The 19,588-nt window shown below is 49.8% G+C and carries 15 protein-coding genes and 1 pseudogene; 1 reads left to right on the top strand and 15 read right to left on the bottom strand.

Going from position 1 to position 19,588, the window contains the following annotated elements; genetic code table 11:
- Positions 1–18: 18 nt before the first annotated feature.
- The 6 genes from H8S80_RS19720 to H8S80_RS19745 form a co-directional block, all read right to left on the bottom strand.
- A complete protein-coding gene (locus H8S80_RS19720) occupies positions 19–1,209 on the bottom strand; it encodes a serine hydrolase domain-containing protein (protein WP_117621519.1) in 1,191 nt (396 codons plus the stop codon).
- A complete protein-coding gene (locus H8S80_RS19725) occupies positions 1,199–2,728 on the bottom strand; it encodes a response regulator (protein WP_117621520.1) in 1,530 nt (509 codons plus the stop codon). Before H8S80_RS19725 ends, H8S80_RS19720 begins: the two co-directional genes overlap by 11 nt.
- A gap of 1 nt (position 2,729) precedes the next feature.
- A complete protein-coding gene (locus H8S80_RS19730; RefSeq protein ID WP_117621521.1) occupies positions 2,730–4,520 on the bottom strand; it encodes a cache domain-containing sensor histidine kinase in 1,791 nt (596 codons plus the stop codon).
- Between the two features lie 107 nt (positions 4,521–4,627).
- Positions 4,628–5,458 carry a carbohydrate ABC transporter permease gene (locus H8S80_RS19735; RefSeq protein WP_117621522.1) on the bottom strand — a complete coding sequence of 277 codons (831 nt, stop codon included), beginning with the start codon at positions 5,456–5,458 and terminating at the stop codon, positions 4,628–4,630.
- A 1-nt stretch (position 5,459) separates the two neighbouring features.
- Positions 5,460–6,317, bottom strand: coding sequence for a carbohydrate ABC transporter permease (locus H8S80_RS19740; RefSeq protein WP_117621523.1), 858 nt, complete (start codon positions 6,315–6,317; stop codon positions 5,460–5,462).
- Positions 6,318–6,411: 94 nt separating this feature from the next.
- Positions 6,412–7,806, bottom strand: coding sequence for an ABC transporter substrate-binding protein (locus H8S80_RS19745; RefSeq protein ID WP_117621524.1), 1,395 nt, complete (start codon positions 7,804–7,806; stop codon positions 6,412–6,414).
- 369 nt (positions 7,807–8,175) lie between these two features.
- On the opposite strand from H8S80_RS19745, the gene H8S80_RS19750 reads away from it, so the two are divergent.
- Positions 8,176–10,518 (top strand): family 78 glycoside hydrolase catalytic domain, encoded by a 2,343-nt coding sequence (locus tag H8S80_RS19750; protein WP_181988068.1) that lies wholly within the window; start codon positions 8,176–8,178, stop codon positions 10,516–10,518.
- A gap of 142 nt (positions 10,519–10,660) precedes the next feature.
- Here H8S80_RS19750 and H8S80_RS19755 read toward each other — a convergent pair whose 3' ends face one another.
- The 9 genes and pseudogenes from H8S80_RS19755 to H8S80_RS19795 all read right to left on the bottom strand — a co-directional run bounded on the left by H8S80_RS19755 (position 10,661) and on the right by H8S80_RS19795 (position 19,527).
- Positions 10,661–10,870 (bottom strand): aminoglycoside adenylyltransferase domain-containing protein, encoded by a 210-nt coding sequence (locus tag H8S80_RS19755; protein ID WP_320959072.1) that lies wholly within the window; start codon positions 10,868–10,870, stop codon positions 10,661–10,663.
- A 45-nt stretch (positions 10,871–10,915) separates the two neighbouring features.
- Positions 10,916–14,167 (bottom strand): PAS domain-containing hybrid sensor histidine kinase/response regulator, encoded by a 3,252-nt coding sequence (locus H8S80_RS19760; RefSeq protein WP_117621527.1) that lies wholly within the window; start codon positions 14,165–14,167, stop codon positions 10,916–10,918.
- 194 nt (positions 14,168–14,361) lie between these two features.
- Positions 14,362–15,123 carry an ABC transporter permease gene (locus H8S80_RS19765; protein WP_002601273.1) on the bottom strand — a complete coding sequence of 254 codons (762 nt, stop codon included), beginning with the start codon at positions 15,121–15,123 and terminating at the stop codon, positions 14,362–14,364.
- Positions 15,120–16,037 carry an ABC transporter ATP-binding protein gene (locus H8S80_RS19770; protein WP_117621528.1) on the bottom strand — a complete coding sequence of 306 codons (918 nt, stop codon included), beginning with the start codon at positions 16,035–16,037 and terminating at the stop codon, positions 15,120–15,122. The genes H8S80_RS19765 and H8S80_RS19770 overlap by 4 nt, the downstream gene beginning before the upstream one ends.
- Positions 16,034–16,237, bottom strand: a complete 204-nt coding sequence (locus H8S80_RS19775; RefSeq protein ID WP_117621529.1) for a PLDc N-terminal domain-containing protein — start codon at positions 16,235–16,237, stop codon at positions 16,034–16,036. The genes H8S80_RS19770 and H8S80_RS19775 overlap by 4 nt, the downstream gene beginning before the upstream one ends.
- Positions 16,238–16,394: 157 nt before the next feature.
- On the bottom strand, positions 16,395–16,937 hold the full coding sequence (locus H8S80_RS19780) for a helix-turn-helix domain-containing protein (RefSeq protein WP_002601276.1): 543 nt from the start codon (positions 16,935–16,937) through the stop codon (positions 16,395–16,397).
- A gap of 116 nt (positions 16,938–17,053) precedes the next feature.
- Positions 17,054–17,527, bottom strand: a pseudogene (locus tag H8S80_RS19785) (GNAT family N-acetyltransferase).
- A 36-nt stretch (positions 17,528–17,563) separates the two neighbouring features.
- Positions 17,564–17,785 carry a VOC family protein gene (locus H8S80_RS19790; RefSeq protein WP_117621531.1) on the bottom strand — a complete coding sequence of 74 codons (222 nt, stop codon included), beginning with the start codon at positions 17,783–17,785 and terminating at the stop codon, positions 17,564–17,566.
- A gap of 206 nt (positions 17,786–17,991) precedes the next feature.
- Positions 17,992–19,527 (bottom strand): amidase family protein, encoded by a 1,536-nt coding sequence (locus H8S80_RS19795; RefSeq protein WP_117621532.1) that lies wholly within the window; start codon positions 19,525–19,527, stop codon positions 17,992–17,994.
- Positions 19,528–19,588 lie beyond the last annotated feature (61 nt).

Genomic DNA, 19,588 nt, shown 5'->3' on the forward strand with positions numbered 1-19,588 from the left:
ATGGAATTCCTTTCCGCATCATGATAAATCGTGTGAAGATAATACATTTTTCAGCCTCGTGACAAGCATTCCGGCATCCTTTTTCTGCTGCATCACGAGAAAGGTAAGCCGTTCCCTGGGACAGTTCACAAAGCTGCAGCCGAGCCATCCGTCCCAGCAGTACTCCATCTGCCGGCCGAGAACAGAGGCCTGTCCCGGATTCCACAATACCCTCATAAAATTTCCGTAGCTGAATCCGCGCTGTCCGAACCAGCGTTCAAAGCTCCCCTGCGGGCTTTCTGACAGCGTATCTCCGAAAAGGCGGCCTCCGGTCAGATATTCCACCGTCCCTGGACGCAGAATTTGCCTCTCTTCAAAACTCCCCTTTTGAAGAAGCATTCTGGCAAACCGCTCATAGTCATCAATGGTAGATGCCAGCCCTGCGCCCCCGGATTCGAATCCTGCGTTTCCCTTCATACGGTTGTTGATTCCCAGGAAATTGCCGGTGTACTCCTTCAGTTTCCCGTCCGTTCCCGTCTCATAGGCCATTGCCAGGCGGTGCTGCTTTTCCTCCGGCACGTAAAAGCCGGTATCCGTCATACCCAGCGGTTCAAAAATCTCTTTTCTCATGAACGCTCCCAGCGTCTGATTCGTAACCGTTTCGATGACTGCCCCCATAATATCGGCGGATATACCGTATTTCCACGAGGTGCCGGGCTGATACAGAAGAGGGATCGCTCCCGCCTTTTCGGCAAACTCCCGGGTCGTCATCGGTGATTCCGTGATCAGACGGCGCTCCGTCTCGCAGAAGAGCTCCCTGGTCCGCCTCTCTGTCTCCGTATCCGAATCCCCGTAGGACAGCCCCGATGTCATATTCAGCAGGTCATGGATCGTTACCGGGCGGATGGCCTCTTCCAGATGGCCGTCACGCCACACCTTTCCGCCGGAAAATGAGGGGATATACTCGTAAACCGGTGTCTGCAGACACAGCGCTCCTCTCTCCAGCAGGATCATGGCGGCTACGGCGGTAACCGGCTTGGTCATGGAATATAAGCGGTAAATCGTATCACATTTTATCTTCCTGCCGGCCTTCCTGTCCGCATAGCCTGCCTCCAGGCGGCAGAGTATTTTTCCGTCTTTCATTACCAGGACGCTGGCCCCGCTCATCTCCTGCTGATCCAGGGCGTCTGCGAGAACCGCTTCCATTCGCTGCTGCAAATCACTGTTCATTCCCTTGTATCTCCTGTCCCTTTTTCTGATTCTGAACCCGTTCCATATAATCGGAAGGGCTGACCCCCACCACCGAAGCGAAAATTCTGCTGAAATAGAACTGGTCGTTATAGCCCGCTCTGGCGGCTACATCCTTCACATAGACGGAGGTTCCCTCATCCATTAAGTCTCTGGCGCACTGAATCCGGGCCAGAGTCAGGCACTTATTGAAGGAGCTGCCGGAGTATTTGCGGAACAGCTTATTTAAATACGTCGGCGACAGGCCAAATTCTTTACACAGTCTCCCCATGGAAAGTTCCTCTGACAGATGGCGCTCCATGTAGCCGGTGATCCTTTTAAAGAATTCCTCCGTGTCCATTTTCTGCTGTGCCGGTTCTTTCTTTATCTTCTGCATCAGCATGTTTTGTATCGCGTCTGAAACCTCATCCAAATCTTCCGCATAGAAAAAGAGGTCATCCAGAATCCGCTCCGTACTCTGCTCCATTCCGGAGAGCAGGCCGGATTTATCCATCAGGATCAAAAGGTATCTCACCTGGGCTTCCACATACATCTGCGTTCTCTTCGTGCGCTTCCAGCAGTCAAAAAGCTCTGCCACCGCCGATATGATTTTCTCTCTCTGACCTTTTTGAATATAGTTTTCCAGGGCCTGAAACTCTCCGCCCGTCGTTTCCTGTCCGTCCTGTCCCTTCCGTTTATCCTCTTTCAGCTCCTCTGCAATCAGGATCTGGCTTGCGCCGATCACGATACTGCTGTCGAGAAGCTGGTACAGCTCTAAAAAGACGTCGTCCGCACGTCCGATGGAAAACGGCGTTTCCCGGATAATACCGGTCACATAGTTGGAGTTGCCGTGCTCCCGCCGGATTGTCTCGGAGATGATCTGATAGAAGCTCTTGTAAAACAGAATATCTTCCGGATAGAGATACATCGCCTCCATCTCATCTCTTCCATAGAGGTAGATTTTCTCATCCCTGCCGGAAAATATCTCAAAGCCGGAATTGCCGGAATACCGCCGCGGCAGTCCATTTCTCCTCACAAGCGCCGCGTAATATTTCCCCGCCGGGAAGTAGCGCTCCAGCAGTTTCCTATCGACACTGTTCTTCTCGCACAGGCTCTTCATCAGAAAATTCCGCTTTCTGGCATACCGCTCAGCCAGCACCTCCTCCATGCTGTTTAATGCATTCTGCAGGGCGGACGGCTTAATCGGCTTTAACAGATAATCATAGACGCCCGACCGTATGGCCGCCTTCGCATACTCAAACTCCTGATACCCGCTCACCACCAGCGACAGCACCTCGGGATAGCGCTCCTTCACACGCTCGGCCAACGCGATTCCATCCATGACCGGCATTTTCACGTCCGTGATCAGGATATCCGGCGTCTCCTCCTCCAGCCGCTTAAGCGCTTCCTGGCCGTGCTCCGCCGTGGCGGTCACCTCGAACTGCGGGCATTTGATGGCGATAATATTACAGATATGCTTGATGGCCGCCGGTTCATCATCCACTACTAGAATACGGTACATATTACGACTCCCCCTCCATAGTACTGCTTTTGCGAACTCCGAAAAATACTTCCGCTCCCTGTTCGTAATTACCTGCGCGATAGATCAGCTGTTCCGAATACAGCAGATACAGGCGGGCAAAGCTGTTGGCGTTGCCCATGCCCCCGATTTCCAGCTCCACATTTCTCTGTATGGAGCTGATCTGCATCCTTAATTTCATGATCTCGTCCCTGACGTACTGAAGCGCCTCCTCCGAGAAACCATCCCCGTTGTCCCGAATCCTGATATACCAGCCCTCATCGTCCTGCCATCCTGTGATCTCCAGGCGCATGGTCTCATAACCATTTTCATACCCATGGGAAATGCTGTTCTCCACCAGCTGCTGCAGCACCAGCTTCGGCAGAATACAGTCCTTTATCTCGGGCTGAATGGTAATCTGGTACTCCAGTTTATGCTCATAACGGCACTTTAGGAGTCTGATATACGCCTCCAGATAATCGGCCTCCTTCTCCACCGTGGCATACCGCTCCTTCGTATTGGTGGAATAGCGGAGCATGGACGCAAGACCGTCGCAGATCTCACAGATGACGTCGTCATCATTCAGGACGCCTCTGCTGGAGATGACGTTCAGGATATTATAGATAAAATGCGGATTCACCTGCGCCTGAAGCGCGTCAAACTGGGCCTGGAGCTGGATCATGGAAGTTCGCTTTTCCTTTAAAATAGCGCTGTCCAGACGCTTCAGCATGTTTTCATAGGACTGCCGCAGCAGCTCGATCTCATTGCTGGAGGTCTTCAGCTCCACATTTTCCGTGATATTGGTAAGCTTTGTGCGTTCCATTAAGTCCGCCAGTTCCTGTACCGGCCTGGCCAGATGATTGGAGGCCGCCACAATATAGAGAACGGCCACTCCGATAAAGCTTGCCGCCAGAAGCAGTGTGCTCATAAAAATGTACCGCAGGTCACTCTGCACCGTGTCGTACCGTTCCGCCACCAGAATCGCAGCGCCGGTCTCTGCGGACACATTTCCCGCCAGAAACTCGTCATTTCCCGTAACGGAATTGCGGTATCTCCTGGCAGTCGTATCCCCCTGTGCTAAAAAATCCCCATAGCCCAAGTCCCCTTCGTACCGTTCATTGCTGAACAACAGATTCCCCTTTTCATCGAAAAGGAGGACCTTTATCTCCGGATTGGAGATAGCAAACAGGGTCCGCAGCGAGTCTTCCGTCCTCTGGACCTCGATATAGCCCAGATTATTCCCCTGGATTTCCTTTACTACAGAAAAGACATTCTGCTTCTTCTCCCCCCAGTCGTCCTCGTGAGGGCCTATGACTGCAAACTGCCCATATCCGACCGAATCCAGCTGGTCCTTCCATGGCAGGGCGTCCAGATTCATTCCCGCGTTCATCTTCCGTTCTTCGTGGGTTGTCGCTATTACCACTCCATTTTTATTGTAAAAAAGGATCCTGTAAAAATTACTGATAAAGTAATCGGTATTGAGTATATTTCGCACCACTCGGGCCGCCTCGTTAAAATACAGGGAAACGTAGTCGGCATCCTTTGGAAATACCGACAATTTCCGTATAGCCTCCAGGGCATCCACGTCGCTTAAAACGTAATGGCTTACATTTTTCATCGCCTTGATGGACTCCTCGTACTGCTGCGTCAGCTGCCTCGACATATCTTCCAGATTCCGCAGTTCCTGATTAACGGAACGCTTCACGCTGGAGTAGTAAAAGAATCCGCCCAGCAAAACAGCCGCCGACAAGACAAACGCCGAATAAACCAAAATCATACGGGTGCGAAATTTCATAAAAGTCCCCTCTTCCCCTCAGTTGTACTGTCTGATCTTCATATAAAATACTATACAAATAAGTAACTTAAGTTTACCTATCCTCCTGCAATTAATCAAGTACCAGATTATCCTTTGACCGAACCGGCCACCATGCCATCCACAATTCTTTTGTTAAAGAACAGAAACAGCACCAGCATGGGGAGCGTAATCATGATCACGTTGGCAAACAGCAGATTGTAAGAACTGGAATACCGTCCGATAAAATTAAACAGCGTCAGCTGGATCGTGGCATTTTTCGTTCCGGGCAGGAAATAGAGGGGATTGGTGAAATCATTAAATACGGCTACCGCATTTAAGATGATGACGGTGGAGGTTACCGGTTTTAACAGGGGAAGAATAATCTTCGTAAACATCTGGGTTCTGGTACATCCGTCGATGTATCCCGCCTCCTCCAGCTCCAGCGGAATGGAGCCCACAAAGCCCCGGTAAAGCATGATGGTAAACGGAATCTGCAGCGCGCATTCAATCAGCATCATACCCGGAAGCGTCTTATATAGGTGCAGTCCCTTCATGACCCAGATCGTTGGCAGAATGGCCGGCGGTACCATGAGTCCCGATAAAATAATGCTGTTTGCAATGCCTGTCAGGCGGTCCCTTCTTCTCTGGAGCACGTATCCGGCCATGGAGCAGACCACAATCAGAAGAACGACCGAGCCTGCCGTGAGCACGGCGCTGTTTTTAAAGGACCGGATCAGCAGATAGTTGTTGGCCTTTATCACTTCCAGATAATTTTCCCACTGAAACACTTTAGGAAGGGACAGCTGCAGCAGATTGGCCTCCCGCCGCTCCTTTAAGGAGCTGACCAGCATGAAGATGAACGGAACTACAAAGATGGTTCCCGCCACCAAAAAGCCTATCACATCGCCAAGCAGTCTCACTCTTTTTTTACGTGTCATATCAGTCCACCTCCCTGCTCAATAAGAATTTCTGAAGCGGATAGGCCAGTACCGCGATCATCAGGAACATAATCACATTCCCTGCCGTCGAAAGGCCGTAATACCCCGCCGCATACTGCTTATATACCGCGGATGCGACCACCTCCGTCGCATATCCGGGTCCGCCTCCGGTCATCGCCCAGATCAGGTCAAAGCTCCTCATTCCGCCGATAAAAGATAACATGATGACCGAGTTCATGGCCGGACGGGCCAGAGGAAGCGTGATATAAAGCAGCTGTTTCCATTTATCCGCCCCATCGATCACTGCGGCCTCATAATACGTCTTGTCGATCGCCTGGATACCAGCGATAAAGATCACCGAGGCCACGCCGAGGCCCTTCCATACATCCGTTCCGATTACAGAAAATAAAGCCAGCTTCGTATTGCCCAGCCAGTCAATGCCCTGGATTCCGATCATCCCCAGACACTTGTTGATCAGGCCCTTTGACGGATGCATCAGAGCGGTAAACGTAATTCCCACCGCAATGGTAGATACCAGGTTTGGGAAAAATACGATCGACCGCAGCAGATTCTTTGTCTTGATACTGCTGGTTAAGAACACACCAATCAAAAAACCGAGTACCACCTTGGCCCCACACGTCAGTACCGCGTAGACCATCGTATTTTTCACGCCCGTATTCAGGGACCGTTCGGAAAAGAACATCTTAAAATTCTGCAGGCCGCAGAATTTCACCTCGTCGAAGTTCCAGATCGTCAGGCTGAAATACAGGGAAAGAAGCAGGGGTATCAGAAAGAATACGGTAAAAACGGCCATGGCCGGCACCAGAAACCACGTGGAATATATTTTTTTCTTATCCATACTATTCTCCTGTCTAAGAAAGAACGAAGCGTATCACCGATAGTGAACGCTTCGCCTTTCGCTCTTCTCTATTCCCGCAGGCCGCGGGCTTTGATTACCAATCCAGTCCCAGCTGTGCCGCCTGTTTCTTACAGTCTTCGTCGTATGCCGCGGCCGCTTCCTCCGGAGTCGTCTGTCCCGTACCAAGCTCCTGGCAGATTGCAGGACAATCGGCACCCTTTACCGGCGTGATAAACTCCAGTGCAAGTCCGGTCTTTCCGGAATCAAAGTACTGCTGCAGATCGAATTTAACAGCGTCGTAGGCGTTATCCGGCAGCTTGTATCCCTTGACGCAGTACGGTCCTTCCGGAAGCAGAGCCGCCGTATAGACATCGAGAGCCTCGTCGGAAATCATGAATTCCATTAACCGCTTGATATCGTCTACCTTGCCGGAATTCTTGTTGCCGTACCAGGAAGACGGCTCCCATACCGTCAGACCCTGTTCCTCCGGATCGTCGCCCGGAATGGCAAATGCCCTGACATTGTTCACTTCATCCCCGTACAGCTCGTAGATATTGGAGAGTGCCTGCGAACTGGAGAAATAGTGCGCGCCTTCGCCTGTCACGATCATGTCACAGGCATCGTTATAAGTCGTAGCCATATAGTCATCGTTGTAATACGGAGTGGTATCCGCTAATTTCTCCCAGCTGCGCAGTCCCGCTTCGTTGGTAGCAAACTTGATTTCACCCTTTTCGAATTTCTCCGCAAAGTCCGGTTCCTTCACCATAACGTTGTAGTAATCCCCCAGGAATGGGAACTGAGTCGTCCACTGATCCGCATAGGAACCAATCAAAGCCACTTCCCCGGCTTCTTTTAAGACGTCACAGTTATGTAAGAACTCATCCCATGTTTTGGGAACTTCCAGGTTGTATTTTTCGTAAACGTTCTTATTATATAAGATTACGCCGCCCTTTGCCGATGAGGTTGGGATTCCGTATACCACGCCGTCAATGGTGACCGCCTGCTTATACGTGTCATCCAGCCTGTCCGCCCAGTCCTCATTGGTGATATCGATGAAATACTCTGCCGGATTGAGTGCGGAAAGCAGTGCTCCCGAGTTGGTTCCGCAGAGATCCGCCATATCGCCGGAAGCCAGCCGTGTCTTGATGATGGCGTCGCCATTGTCTCCGCCGCCCCGCACTTCTACTTCCACGTGAATTCCCAGTTTCTCTTCTGCCAGATCGAATACTGCCTGGTATCCCGCCGGCGCCAGATCGGTACCGATGGACGCGGTCAGCGTCGCTTCTTTATATTCCCACTGGCCGTCCTCTGCCTTCGCTTCTGTCTCGCCCTCGCCGGACGTTTCTGTCTCTGTGTCCTTCACCTCCGCCTTTGCAGTCGTCTGCTCTGTCTCCGGATTCGTCTGCTCTGTCTTGCTGCTGCCGCATCCTGTCATACTGCCTGCGGCAACCGCTGCCGCCATCATGAGTGCTATTGTTCTGCGTTTCATCTTGTAAACCTCCTTGTTATGAGCACTTAGCGGCTGTCCTTTCGCCGCTTACGTGCGATACATACCACTGGCACTTAGCGAAGCATTAAACACTTCGTGAGGTCTTTCACGAACTTAGTGTGAAAGCTCACAGCGTGTGTCTTTTACGAGCTTTGTACAGCGGCTAATGTTTTATGACCAAATTCTATCATATCCGCCCCTGTTTTTAGAATGGAAAAAGCTGCCGCGATACAGTGAAAATTTCACACTAAAGAACCGGAGATCCGCCTCCTGCATTCATTTCTCCATCTGTTGTGTCCGATTTTCCATGGACAATTTTACTCTTATTATACTATGATTAACAAAATATTTCATGGATTGGAGGAAGATGTGGGATTGAGAGATGTGGAATTTAGAGATATGGAATTGGGAGATACGAAATTGGGGGATATGAAATTGAGAGATATGGAATTGAGAGATACAGAATTGGGGGATATGGCATTGGAAAATATAGCATTGGAAGATATAGCATTGGGAAACGGAAATCTGGATAATGAAAACTGGATCCAGGCCTCCGGCCCCTGTGACGCCCCGTACTTTCGAAAATCCTTTCAGGTCAAAAAACCGGATAAGGCGTCGATCGCCATCTGCGGCCTCGGATTTTACGAGCTTTTTATTAATGGCCGGAAAGTAAATGAGGAATGCTTTATCCCGGTGACATCGGACTACCATCCCAGGGATATTTCCAACTTTTTATACCCTATGAAAGGGACGTTCACCCACCGGACCTACTATGACGTCTATTCCATCGGCGAGTATCTGAGGGACGGATACAATACCATCGCGGTCGCGCTGGGAAACGGCTGGTATAATCAGAAGGACCGGATCGTGGAAGGCCGTCAGTCCTTCGGTGAACCGCGGCTCACGTTTCATGTACGGATTACAGGGGAGGAAGACAGGATCATTGTATCGGACGAGAGCGTGCGCTGGAGCCGGAGCGAGGTTACATACAACAATTTATTCTTTGGAGAGAAGCACGATCTTCGCCTGAAACAGCCCGGCTGGCAGCTCCCGGACTTCGATGATACCGACTGGGGAACCGCAGCGGCCGTCCCTCCGCTTGAAACACAGTTATGTCCTTCCGACTGTCCCGGCGACAGAATGATCCGGACTCTGGTTCCCAAACTGCTGTATTCAGATGAAAGCCGGGCCATCTATGATGCCGGTGAAAATATAAGCGGCTGGGTCGTTGTAAACGGCGTTCTAAAGGACGGGCAGACGATAAAAATTCTGCATTCCGACGAACTTTCTCCCACCGGAGAATTGGACTTTCTGTCCAGCGGCGGCGACAGCCAGATTCAGGCTGTGGAATATACCGGCAATGGTCTCCAGGAGACCGTACACCCCAAATTCAGCTGGCAGGCTTTCCGTTATTTTGAAGTAACCGGCCATCGGAATGTCAGCGGCGGTTCACCATTTCTATGTGCCGTCGTCCATGCGGATGTTGCGCAGACATCCAGTTTCCGATGCAGCAATGAGACGTTGAACTGGCTGTATGATGCCTACATAAGAACACAGCTTTCCAACATGCACTCCGGCGTCCCCTTAGACACACCTAACCGGGAGCGTTTAGGCTACACCGGCGACGGCCAGCTGGGGTGCCGCACCGTAATGCTTACGCTGGATGGAAAGAGACTGTACCGCAAATGGATTCGTGACGTCCTGGACTGCCAGGATCAGACGAGCGGACGGGTACAGCACACCGCCCCATTCCAGGGAGGAGGCGGCGGACCGGCGGCCTGGGGCGCCGCAATTGTCGAGGTACCCTACCAGTATTACGTCCACTATCGGGACATCGACATCCTGAAGGATAGCTTTGGCCCCATGCTTCACTGGTTTGAGTACCTGGAAAGCCGAAACGAAGACGGCCTTGTCTCCTATGGGGAGCCCGGCGGCTGGTGCCTCGGCGACTGGAACACCACACAGGAAATCCTTCTTCCGATCCCCTTTGTCAACACGTATTTTTACATCAAGGCACTGCGGACTGCCGCAGAGATTGCAGAGATACTGGGTCTGCCTGAGGAGAAAAAACGTTTGGAAGAGACGGCTGAACAAAAGAAAGAGATCCTGGTCCGTCATTACTACAGCGAGGAGGAAAATACCTTCTGCGGCGGTGTTCAGGCCGCAGACGCCTACGCCGCGGATCTCGGTCTGGCAAACGCCGGGATGCTCGATGCTCTGAATGAGAAGTATGCCGCTATGAACGAATTCGACACTGGCATCTTCGGCACAGATATCCTCATTCGTGTTCTGTTTCAGCACGGTTATGCACAGACGGCCTATCATCTTTTAACGGCAGACGGCCCCTGCTCCTTTGAAGCGATTCGGAGAGCGGGCGGCACGACGCTGTGGGAATCGTTCCTGGACATGAAAGAATCGAAAAACCACCCCATGTTCGGAGCTGTGACCCGTTATCTGTTCTCGAATCTGTTAGGGATTCAATACTGCGGAAAAAACGAAATACGAATCCGTCCGGCCATCGTCGATGGCCTGGATTACGCGGAAGGGAAAATCACCACAATTTATGGTGTGATTGAAGTGAGCTATGTAAAACACGAAAAAGTGATTGAATTTGTGATTCACTGCGATGAAAGGATTTCCCCCACACTGGAGTACGGCGGACGAGTGGTGCCGGTTTCTTCTGGGGAAAGGATTGTGGTGGAGCGAATTTAGGAAAGATAGAATAAATTTAGGAAATAAAAACTGTATACTGAATACTGGTTAAACATGCGATAAAAAAGAAGGATTATCGGAGAATTAAGGATAATCCTTCTTTTACTTTCTTTTAAAGATTAAGATATAATTAAAAATTCTCCTATCCAACCAAATCTTCAATCCTACGTTCCATATATTGAACGAGCGCCTTTGCCTCCTCCCCTAAATCCTCCCATGTATCCCCCGCCCCCCCTATATACACCTTTTCTGCCATCTTAAGCAGCGGCGCCAGGTTTGGTGGCATCTTAGGGAGCGCCCATACAGATAGATTACAGTCAGACTGTCTTTGAACAATTCCTCTGCTATTGATACTACCTGTATTGCCTGTTACGGGATGCTTTCTCTGTCTATTCGTTCATTCATAGAAGTCCTCTCTTCTTTTATAGTCATTGTTCAGATACTTACTGATCTCCCGCGACATCCCTTCATAATCCAACGGCTTCGCCATATGTCCGTTCATTCCCGCTGCCTTTGAATTTTGAATATCTTCCACGAAGGCATCCGCTGTCATGGCAATAATCGGCACGCTGACGGCATCGGCCCGTCCGAGGGAACGGATTGCGCGCGCGGCCTCGTAGCCATTCATCACAGGCATCTGGATATCCATTAAAATCAGGGAATAAAAACCTGGTGGGCTCTCCTTAAACCGGTTCACTGCTTCTTCCCCGTTGACAGCCGTCTCCAGACTGGCTCCTAAATTTCCCAGAAGCTCCAGCGCGATCTCCCGGTTTAGCTCATTGTCCTCGACCAGCAGAAACGTCCTTCCGCTAAAATCGAAGGTTAGCGGCTGATGCACCGGCTGCGCCTTACCGTTTAAATGTTCCATAATACAGTTCTCTAATGCGGAATGGAACAACGGCTTTTCGACAAACCCGCAAATTCCCGCCTTTATCGCCTCTTCCTTTCTGTCGTTCCAGTCAAATGCCGATATAATAAGGCACGGCTGACCGTTGGCCCCGGCATTCCGAATCCTTCTGGCTGTCTCCAGCCAATTCGGCTCCGATAAGTCTGCATCCAGAATCACCATACTGAAATCACGTCCTTCCCGGTGCCGTGAAAGGACCATCGCGGCCGCTTCCTCGCCACTTCCCGCACATTCCGCCTCCACACCGAGCGCTGTTAGCGCCTGGCAGCCGTGCGTCAGGACCACAGGATCATGATCCGCAAGGAGAATATGTACTCCATCGATTGCATTGCTGCCCTCTTCCCATATCGCATTTCCTCCCTTTTCCGGTACAACCTTCATGGGAAGCGTAACCTGGAAGGAAGTTCCCTTTCCTGGCTGGCTTTTTACTGTGATGGTTCCATCCATCATATCGACCAGCCGTTTCGTTATACACATGCCGAGACCGCTGCCTTCGATCTGATCAGTCCGGCTGTCCTGTTCACGGGTAAATGCCTCAAATATATGCTCCAGGAACTCCTGGCTCATACCCGCACCGGTGTCCGAGACAGTGAATCTAAGCGCGGTCATTCGCCCCATTCCCTTCTGCTTCGACTTCTGTTCTGCCACCATCTGCTCCACCTCAAAGACCACTCGCCCTGACACCGGCGTAAATTTACAGGCATTGGACAGCAGATTCAGCAATATCTGACGCAGGCGGAGCGCATCGCTGCAAAACTGCTCATCTTCCAGATTCATCAGGTGAACGTCAAAGACCTGCCCCTTTTCGCGGATACCAGCCAGCGTAATCATAATCACTTCTCTCAGCACGGCGGGAAGAGAGATTGGCAGCGTATTGATATGGAAATTCCCGTTCTCGATCTTGGACATATCCAGAACATCGTTGATCAGTCCCAGCAAATGATGGCTTGAAAGCCGAATCTTCTGAAGACAGTCCTTCGTGCGTTCCGGCTCGGATAAATGGGAACTGGCAATCTCAGTCATCCCCGCAATGACGTTCATTGGCGTGCGGATGTCATGGCTCATGCGGGATAGAAAATCCGATTTCGCCGCATTGGCCTGTTTTGCCTCCTCGAGGGCGGTGTTCAGCATCACCGTACGCTCTTCCAGCTTGCCCTGCAGCACCCGCAGCTCTGTAATATCGGTAATGTCGATGAAAACAGTCAGGTAAACCGGATCATCCGCAACGAAATCGATGCAGGTGCAGTGAATCTGAAACCAGCGGTCCCGGCCGTACTTGTCTTTCACACGGATACTTCCCTCAAATGGCTCCCGCCTACGGAAGTTGGAATGATTGGCTTCCAGCATCGCCCGGCTCTCCGGCCGCAGAACGGAGTAACTATCCAGGGACGAAAGGCGGCCCATATCCACATCGAAGATCTCCGTGATACGGTCGCTGGCCTCAATCATCATGGCCTTATCCCACAGAATCCGGTATTTGACAATAAAGCCCGGAATGTTTTCATAGGCGATCGTCTTTTCCTGCTGTATTTGTATCATATCCGTAACATCGACCATGGTGGTGTAGGCCAGCTGTTTTCCGTCCTGACAGATGTCCGTAAAGAAGCCCACCATTTTGACCCAGCAGGTAGAACCGTCCGGAATCTTAAGCGGAATAAAGACCTCATAGCTCTTTTCTCCCGCCTCAGACATCTGGCTGATCTTATCGTGTATAGCGCTCCAGCTGCCCTGATTGTGGAGAAAATACTCGTCGCAGTGATTGTGAAACAATGCCTCGTACTCAAGCTTCGAGTAACCGATCAGCTCATAATAAAAATCGTTGGCCCACAGCACTGTAAAATGTTCATCCACCAGATGCCTGCTGACACTGACCTTCATGGCCCTCATCAGCATCTCTTGCTCATTCTTCATCTGCACCAGTTCCGTTACATCGGTCATTACAGTATAGGAAGTGCGAATGCCGTTTATATACTCATCTGTAAAATAACTGAACAACTTTACCCAGTAACTGGATCCGTCCTCATATTTCATGGGGACTATCATTTCATATTGGTCTTCCCCCCGTTCCAGGACAGACTGCACCTTTCTGCAAAGAAGTTCCCATCCCTCAGTATTGTTCTGATAATATGCATCCGCGTGGTTGTGAAACAGTTCCTCATACCTCGTTTTCGGATAGCCAATGAGCTTATAATAATGCTCATTGGCCCATACACAGGTAAAATGTTCATCGATCAGATGCTTGCTGACGCTGACATTTAACGCCTCCATCAGCATTTTTTGCTCCTGTGTCACTTTCTCAAAGACCTGCTGCGTGTACTCCTGCTCCTGACGCGCCCGTACCATTTCGGTCACATCCGTCATCGTGGTGTAGGCGACCGGATATCCGTCTATATACTCGTTCGTAAAAACCGATTGCAACTTCACCCAGAATCTCTCGCCATCCGGATACAGCATAGGCAGAAAAATCGTATACCTTTTCTCCTGCATTTCCTGGGCAGAGGCAATTTTTTCCGTAAGCAGTCTCCAGCCTTCCGGGTTATTGAAGAAATATTTGTCACACTGGTTGTTAAACAATGCTTCGTATTCAGGCTTCGGATAACGGATCAATTCATAGTAATAATCATTAGCCCAGATACAGGTATAGTGCTCATCTATCAAATGCTTGCTGACGCTGGCTCCCAGGACACTCATCAGCATACTGTACTCATTATTCAACTGATCATAGCTTAAATTGACTTCCATCCGTTTATCCCCCATACTCTCTTAGGTACATAGCTTGTTCATGTACGATTGTTTCAATTATAGTTCAGTTTTTCGCAAAAAACAATACTATGTAACGCAAACCTTCCGGGAGTTTCTGTTATCAGAACAGGAATTCATTCCAGCAGCGCACAAAATCCGGCGGCCTTGAAGAATATTTCAAAGCCGCCGGACTTTCATAACGTCTTTCTGTTAAACACCATAACAGACAGGAGCAGCAGTACCGCCGACAGAATTACGGTAAGAATTCCAGGAAGTATAAACTGGGAAGCTGCCGCTTCTCCGGTGAGCAGATCTACATTTTTCATGACAAGAAAAGATGGGCTGACGCCTTCCAGAAGCGGCGTCATGCTCAAAAGTCCCATCACGACGGTGAACACCAGCAGAAACAGTATTGCGGTGAAGGCCTGACGGAACATCACACAGCCCAGCATAAGAATACATAAGTACAGCAGCGCGGTGAGCCACACCACAAAGGCTGACAGCAGAAGGTGTTTAAAGCCCTCTCCCGGCCACAGATATGCGGTATATGCCCAGGCGACAGCAAAACTGAGCCAGTAGCTCACCGTCATAATCACCGCAGAGGAAGTAAATTTTGAGAGAACTACCGCCCTGCGGGACAGGCCTTTCGTGAACATGATCGTCAGCGTGCCCTTTGCGTATTCCCCGGACAGGCTGCTGCTGAACAGAATGATCATCAGACTCAGGCCGAGAGAGGACACATTTTTATAGAACTGCATCCATGCGTCCGCCGCGCCTGGTTCCTTCACCGTTATCTCCATATTCACTGCAAATGTTTCAATGAGAAGAGGAGTAAATTTCGCCAGCAGCGGGCTCGATACTCCAAAGAAAAAGAACAGGGCAAGCATCAGAAACATACGGTAGGTACGGACATTCTCCACCAGTTCTTTTCTCGTAAACGCGGCCATCCCACTCATTTCACCACCTCCAGGAATAAATTTTCAAGTGTCGGCTCCATAAGCTCCATTTTGAGCGGACAAATCTCCGTCTCTGCCAGTGCCGCAATAACGCGATGCTGAATCCGGTTCATGTCCGTTCCATGCAGAATCATTTCCCGCTCTTTCATCTCCGTGTGTTCCAGCAGAGGAACAATCTGCTCATTGGCCGCAAATGTACGGATATCATCACAGCCGGAAAACTCCAGCAGCAGACTGTCCCGCCCATGCAGCGCCCTGATCTCGGGAAGCGTTCCGCTGACTGCAATGCCGCCCCTGTGCAATACGGCGACACGGTCGCAGATCCGCTCGACATCCGACAGGATATGCGTCGAAAATATCACCGTCGTGGTGCCTTTTATCTTCATCAGAATATCCAGTATCTCCTTCCGTCCTACGGGATCGAGGGCACTTGTCGGCTCGTCACAGATCAGCAGGCGCGGCTGTGACAGCAGCGCCTGCGCGATGCCGAGACGCTGTTTCATGCCGCGGGAGTAACCGCCGATCCGTTTCTTCACGCCCTCCAGTCCCACAAGGTTCAGGAGTTCATGGCTCCTGTTTTTCGTCTCTTCCTTTGGAAGCTCCGAAATCTCGCCGCAGAGCGCAAGATATTCGACGGCGTTCATGTACGTGTAAAATTCCGGGACATCCGGCAGATAGCCGATATGGCGGTTGGCCGCTGTCCCTCCATACTTCACCGGCTCCCCGCAGACGGTAATTCTCCCGCTGTCGGCTTTCAAAAGACCCAATACCATTTTCATAGTCGTTGTCTTTCCCGCCCCATTTTGGCCAATAAATCCAAATACTGCCCCTGCCGGCACGGAAAGCTTCAGACGATCGATCACCTTCTGTCCTCCGAAGCTTTTAGACAAATCCTCTATCGTAAGAATATTCATTTTTCCTCCCCTCGTCCCAGAACGAAATACGCGATTGGTCCGATCACCTGAATGAAAAGCACGATCAAAGCCCACATAATTTTATTTCCAAACCGGTATTGCGGATGGCGTAACACATGAATGAGCGCCGTGACTGCGAGGATCACTTCGGCAATGATAAGCGGGATAAAAAGCGGTAAGTTGGCCATGAGTACATCCATAAAATATCCTCCATTGTTTTATATCATCATGATACTATCATCATTTTTATAATATTATCATATTGATAACAATAAGTCAATAGAACGGCTCTTCCAAAAATTTCCGCCTCTCTGCTGTCAGCATGATGCGGTGTTTCCGGAAAGAGCCGTCTCTGATTTACTCATTATATGTCTCGGGTGGTGTCACGATAAGGCCGATGGTTCTCAGCCTTCTGCCCGGAGCCGGCGGGTTATGATGCAGCGGCTCGATGATTCGCGCGAACTCCCCAACCGCAGCTTCCAACTCTTCATTGGTCGCATAGACGGGGGCCATGGTAAAGGCTGGATGGTCCTCCATGATATCGATATCCGGACGTTTGCAGTACTCCTGAAACTGCTTGACGAGTCCCAGCATATAGTTCATAAAGAGCAGCATAAACGCCTCCCCTGAATTGGAGCTTACGATATCCTCTATCCCTTCGCCCAGGGGGATAGCCAGGGCATAGGTCTTCTCCACAGTTCCCCTGATCGGATTCTCTCCCACGATTTTTAAGATCCCTTCGTCTGTCATCCGCTTCAAATAGCGGTACAGCGTTGCCTGCGGAATATCGCTGTATAGCTCCGACAAACGCTTTGCGGTCGTCTGACCGGAAGCGTATATTTCCAGCAGCAGCTTACATTTAATCGGATTGGCGAAGCAATCCATTATTTTCTGATCCATTCTGCATCCTCCTCGCATTGCTTACAAGAATATTATCACTGTGATAATAAAAAGTCAATGCTGCTCAGACATCCTTACCGTTAAATTCCCCGTGGTATCCAACTGAAATTTCATTTCTACAGTTCACATACCATAAGATACTCCTCCGCATGTTCAGCGACGATCTGAAACCCAAGACGGAGATACAGCCCCGCCGCATAATTGGCCTTCTGTACAGAGAGGGATACACGGCTGAATCCGATCTCTTTTAAATGGGTAAGCATGGCCTTCATCAGCCCGGTTCCTATACCGAGCCCACGGTACGGCCTGTAGAGGGATATTGCGAGTGACGGCGTGCTGTCATCGAAATGACCGTAGTCATTCATGATCCGCACCCATACGGCCCCCACAAGTTTTCCGTCCGCCTCCGCCGCCAGCGCCTGATCCGCCGTCTGGCTTCCAAAATCCGCAGTGTAGACCTGCAGCTCCGGTGTCTGAAGGATCGACCTTGCAGGCGGCTTCATGCCTTCCGGCACAAATATCGCCTCTTATAAAAAATCTTCCAGCAATGGATATTCCGATTGTTTCATTTTCCGTATTGTGTACTCCATATTTGACCTCACCTGCCTGCGCCTTCCGCCTGTCCATCAGTGGAAATACTTCGTTCTTGCAAAATTTACAATTTCATATTCGATGCCCTCGGAATCCTTAAAGAAAAATGCATAGTAATCGGTACAGTATTTCTCATAACACCGGGGCGGGTGGACGATGACCGCAGGAATCGCCGAAACACGCGCAAACACAGCGTCCACCTCCGCCCGTTTAATATCCGCAACGGTTACATGGATGTGGTCAATTTTCGGTTTCATTTTTCTTTTCCTCTCCACCTGTATTTACTTAAATTCTACACGCTGCCTTCCCCGCTGTCAAATAAGGATTTAATCCTCAACCGGCAGCTTTACAGTCAACTCTGCGTCACGGCCAGAAATCGTCAAAAGGCACTATGAGTCTGATTTGACTCATAATGCCTTTTACCTGCATTCTATTCTTTTTACCCTGGAAAGTATGGCAGCTTCTAAGGAACCCGGCGTCCCTGTGTATGGGCTTCAAAACTGTATCCCATATTTAATAATTTCTCATCTTCACCCGATTCAGCAACAAAGGTTACTCCCTGCGGCGCATTACCTTTTCCAGTTCCAAATGGAACCGTTAATTCGGGATAACCCGCGGCGGCCGGAACTGTAGTGCCGGAACTGTTTAAAAATACGAATGCATCCAGCTGGTTTTCCTGGAAAAGGGCAGTCAATACACCATTGGCTTTCTGTATTGCTTTCTCTGCTATACTTTTGTCCGGGTTTTCGACCTGAGCCGCTTCTTCCAAAAGATCCTGTCCATATCTGATTCTCCGTCCCGGCTTTTCACGATTATATTTAAGCAGACGATCCAGCTTTTTTATCGGAAGATCATAATTTTCCGCATATTCTTCGAAATCGTTTTTAAAGGACTGAAAAATATTATTAAAAACAAGGATTCCAGCAGAGTCTAATTCCACATTCTCAACATTCGCTCCCATACTCTGCAGATTTTCTCTTAGCTCAGAGAGCATGTTCTTATCATTATACTCATAGCCCACGACACCAATCTTTTTTCCTCTCAACGCATCTCTTTCAAAATTCAGAGATATTTTCTCGCCTGACATGGCCTGATATGCGATTGCTGCATCCCTGACACTTTTGGCAATCGGCCCGACTGTATCAATTTGTTTGATAAGAGGAAACACGCCTTCGGATAAAGCCTCTTTTCGAGTGGGCTTCAATCCTACAACCGAGTTTGCAGCTGCCGGTGCTATGATGGAGCCATCTGTCTCCGTCCCGACTGATACGGGGACCAGGTTGGCCGTAACCGCCACTGCACTGCCGCCGCTGGAACCGGAAGGTGATAGTTTTAACGGACCAAACGGATTAACCGTCTGCCCTTTGCGTCCGCTGTATCCGGCGGGCATAGTCCTGGATAAATAATTAGCAAATTCAGAAAGATTATTTTTTCCTAAAATAACTGCTCCATTTTCTTTCAGATTCTTTACAACCTCTGCATCTTTTTCCGGATAAAAATCGGCAAAGGCCTCCGCCCCTGCGCTGGTAGCCATACCGGCCGTATTAATATTATCTTTCAGCATCACCGGAATCCCATATAATTCCGAACGGGAACCTTGATCCCGCCTGTACTCCCTATCCCGGTTTCTCGCTTCTTCCATTGCGTCAGGATTAATCGTTATAACGGAATTAAGACCATTTTCCTTCTGATCCATTGTCTTAATTCGATACAGACAGACAGCAGTGATCTCTTCGTAACTGAGATTTCCCTTTTCTACTTCCTGCTGTATCTCGTGTATACTCTTCTCTACGATATAACCGCTCTTTTCTTTTACAACCGATTCCATATCGATCCCCTGAAGCTGGGCATCGATGATCTGAATTACCTCGTCATTCTGGTAGGAAATCCACTCTTCCCCCGGAGGAATGACTTTACTTATAAATACAATACCAAATAGAAAACCTATTACCAGTATAATGACTATGGATAATACCGCTGTCTTTCCTTTTTTGCTCATCTGCAGCTCCTGTTTTCATGCAATGACTTGATCCATAGCTATCTTCTGCAAAAAGGACATT

The sequence above is a fragment of the Hungatella sp. L36 genome (assembly GCF_014288035.1).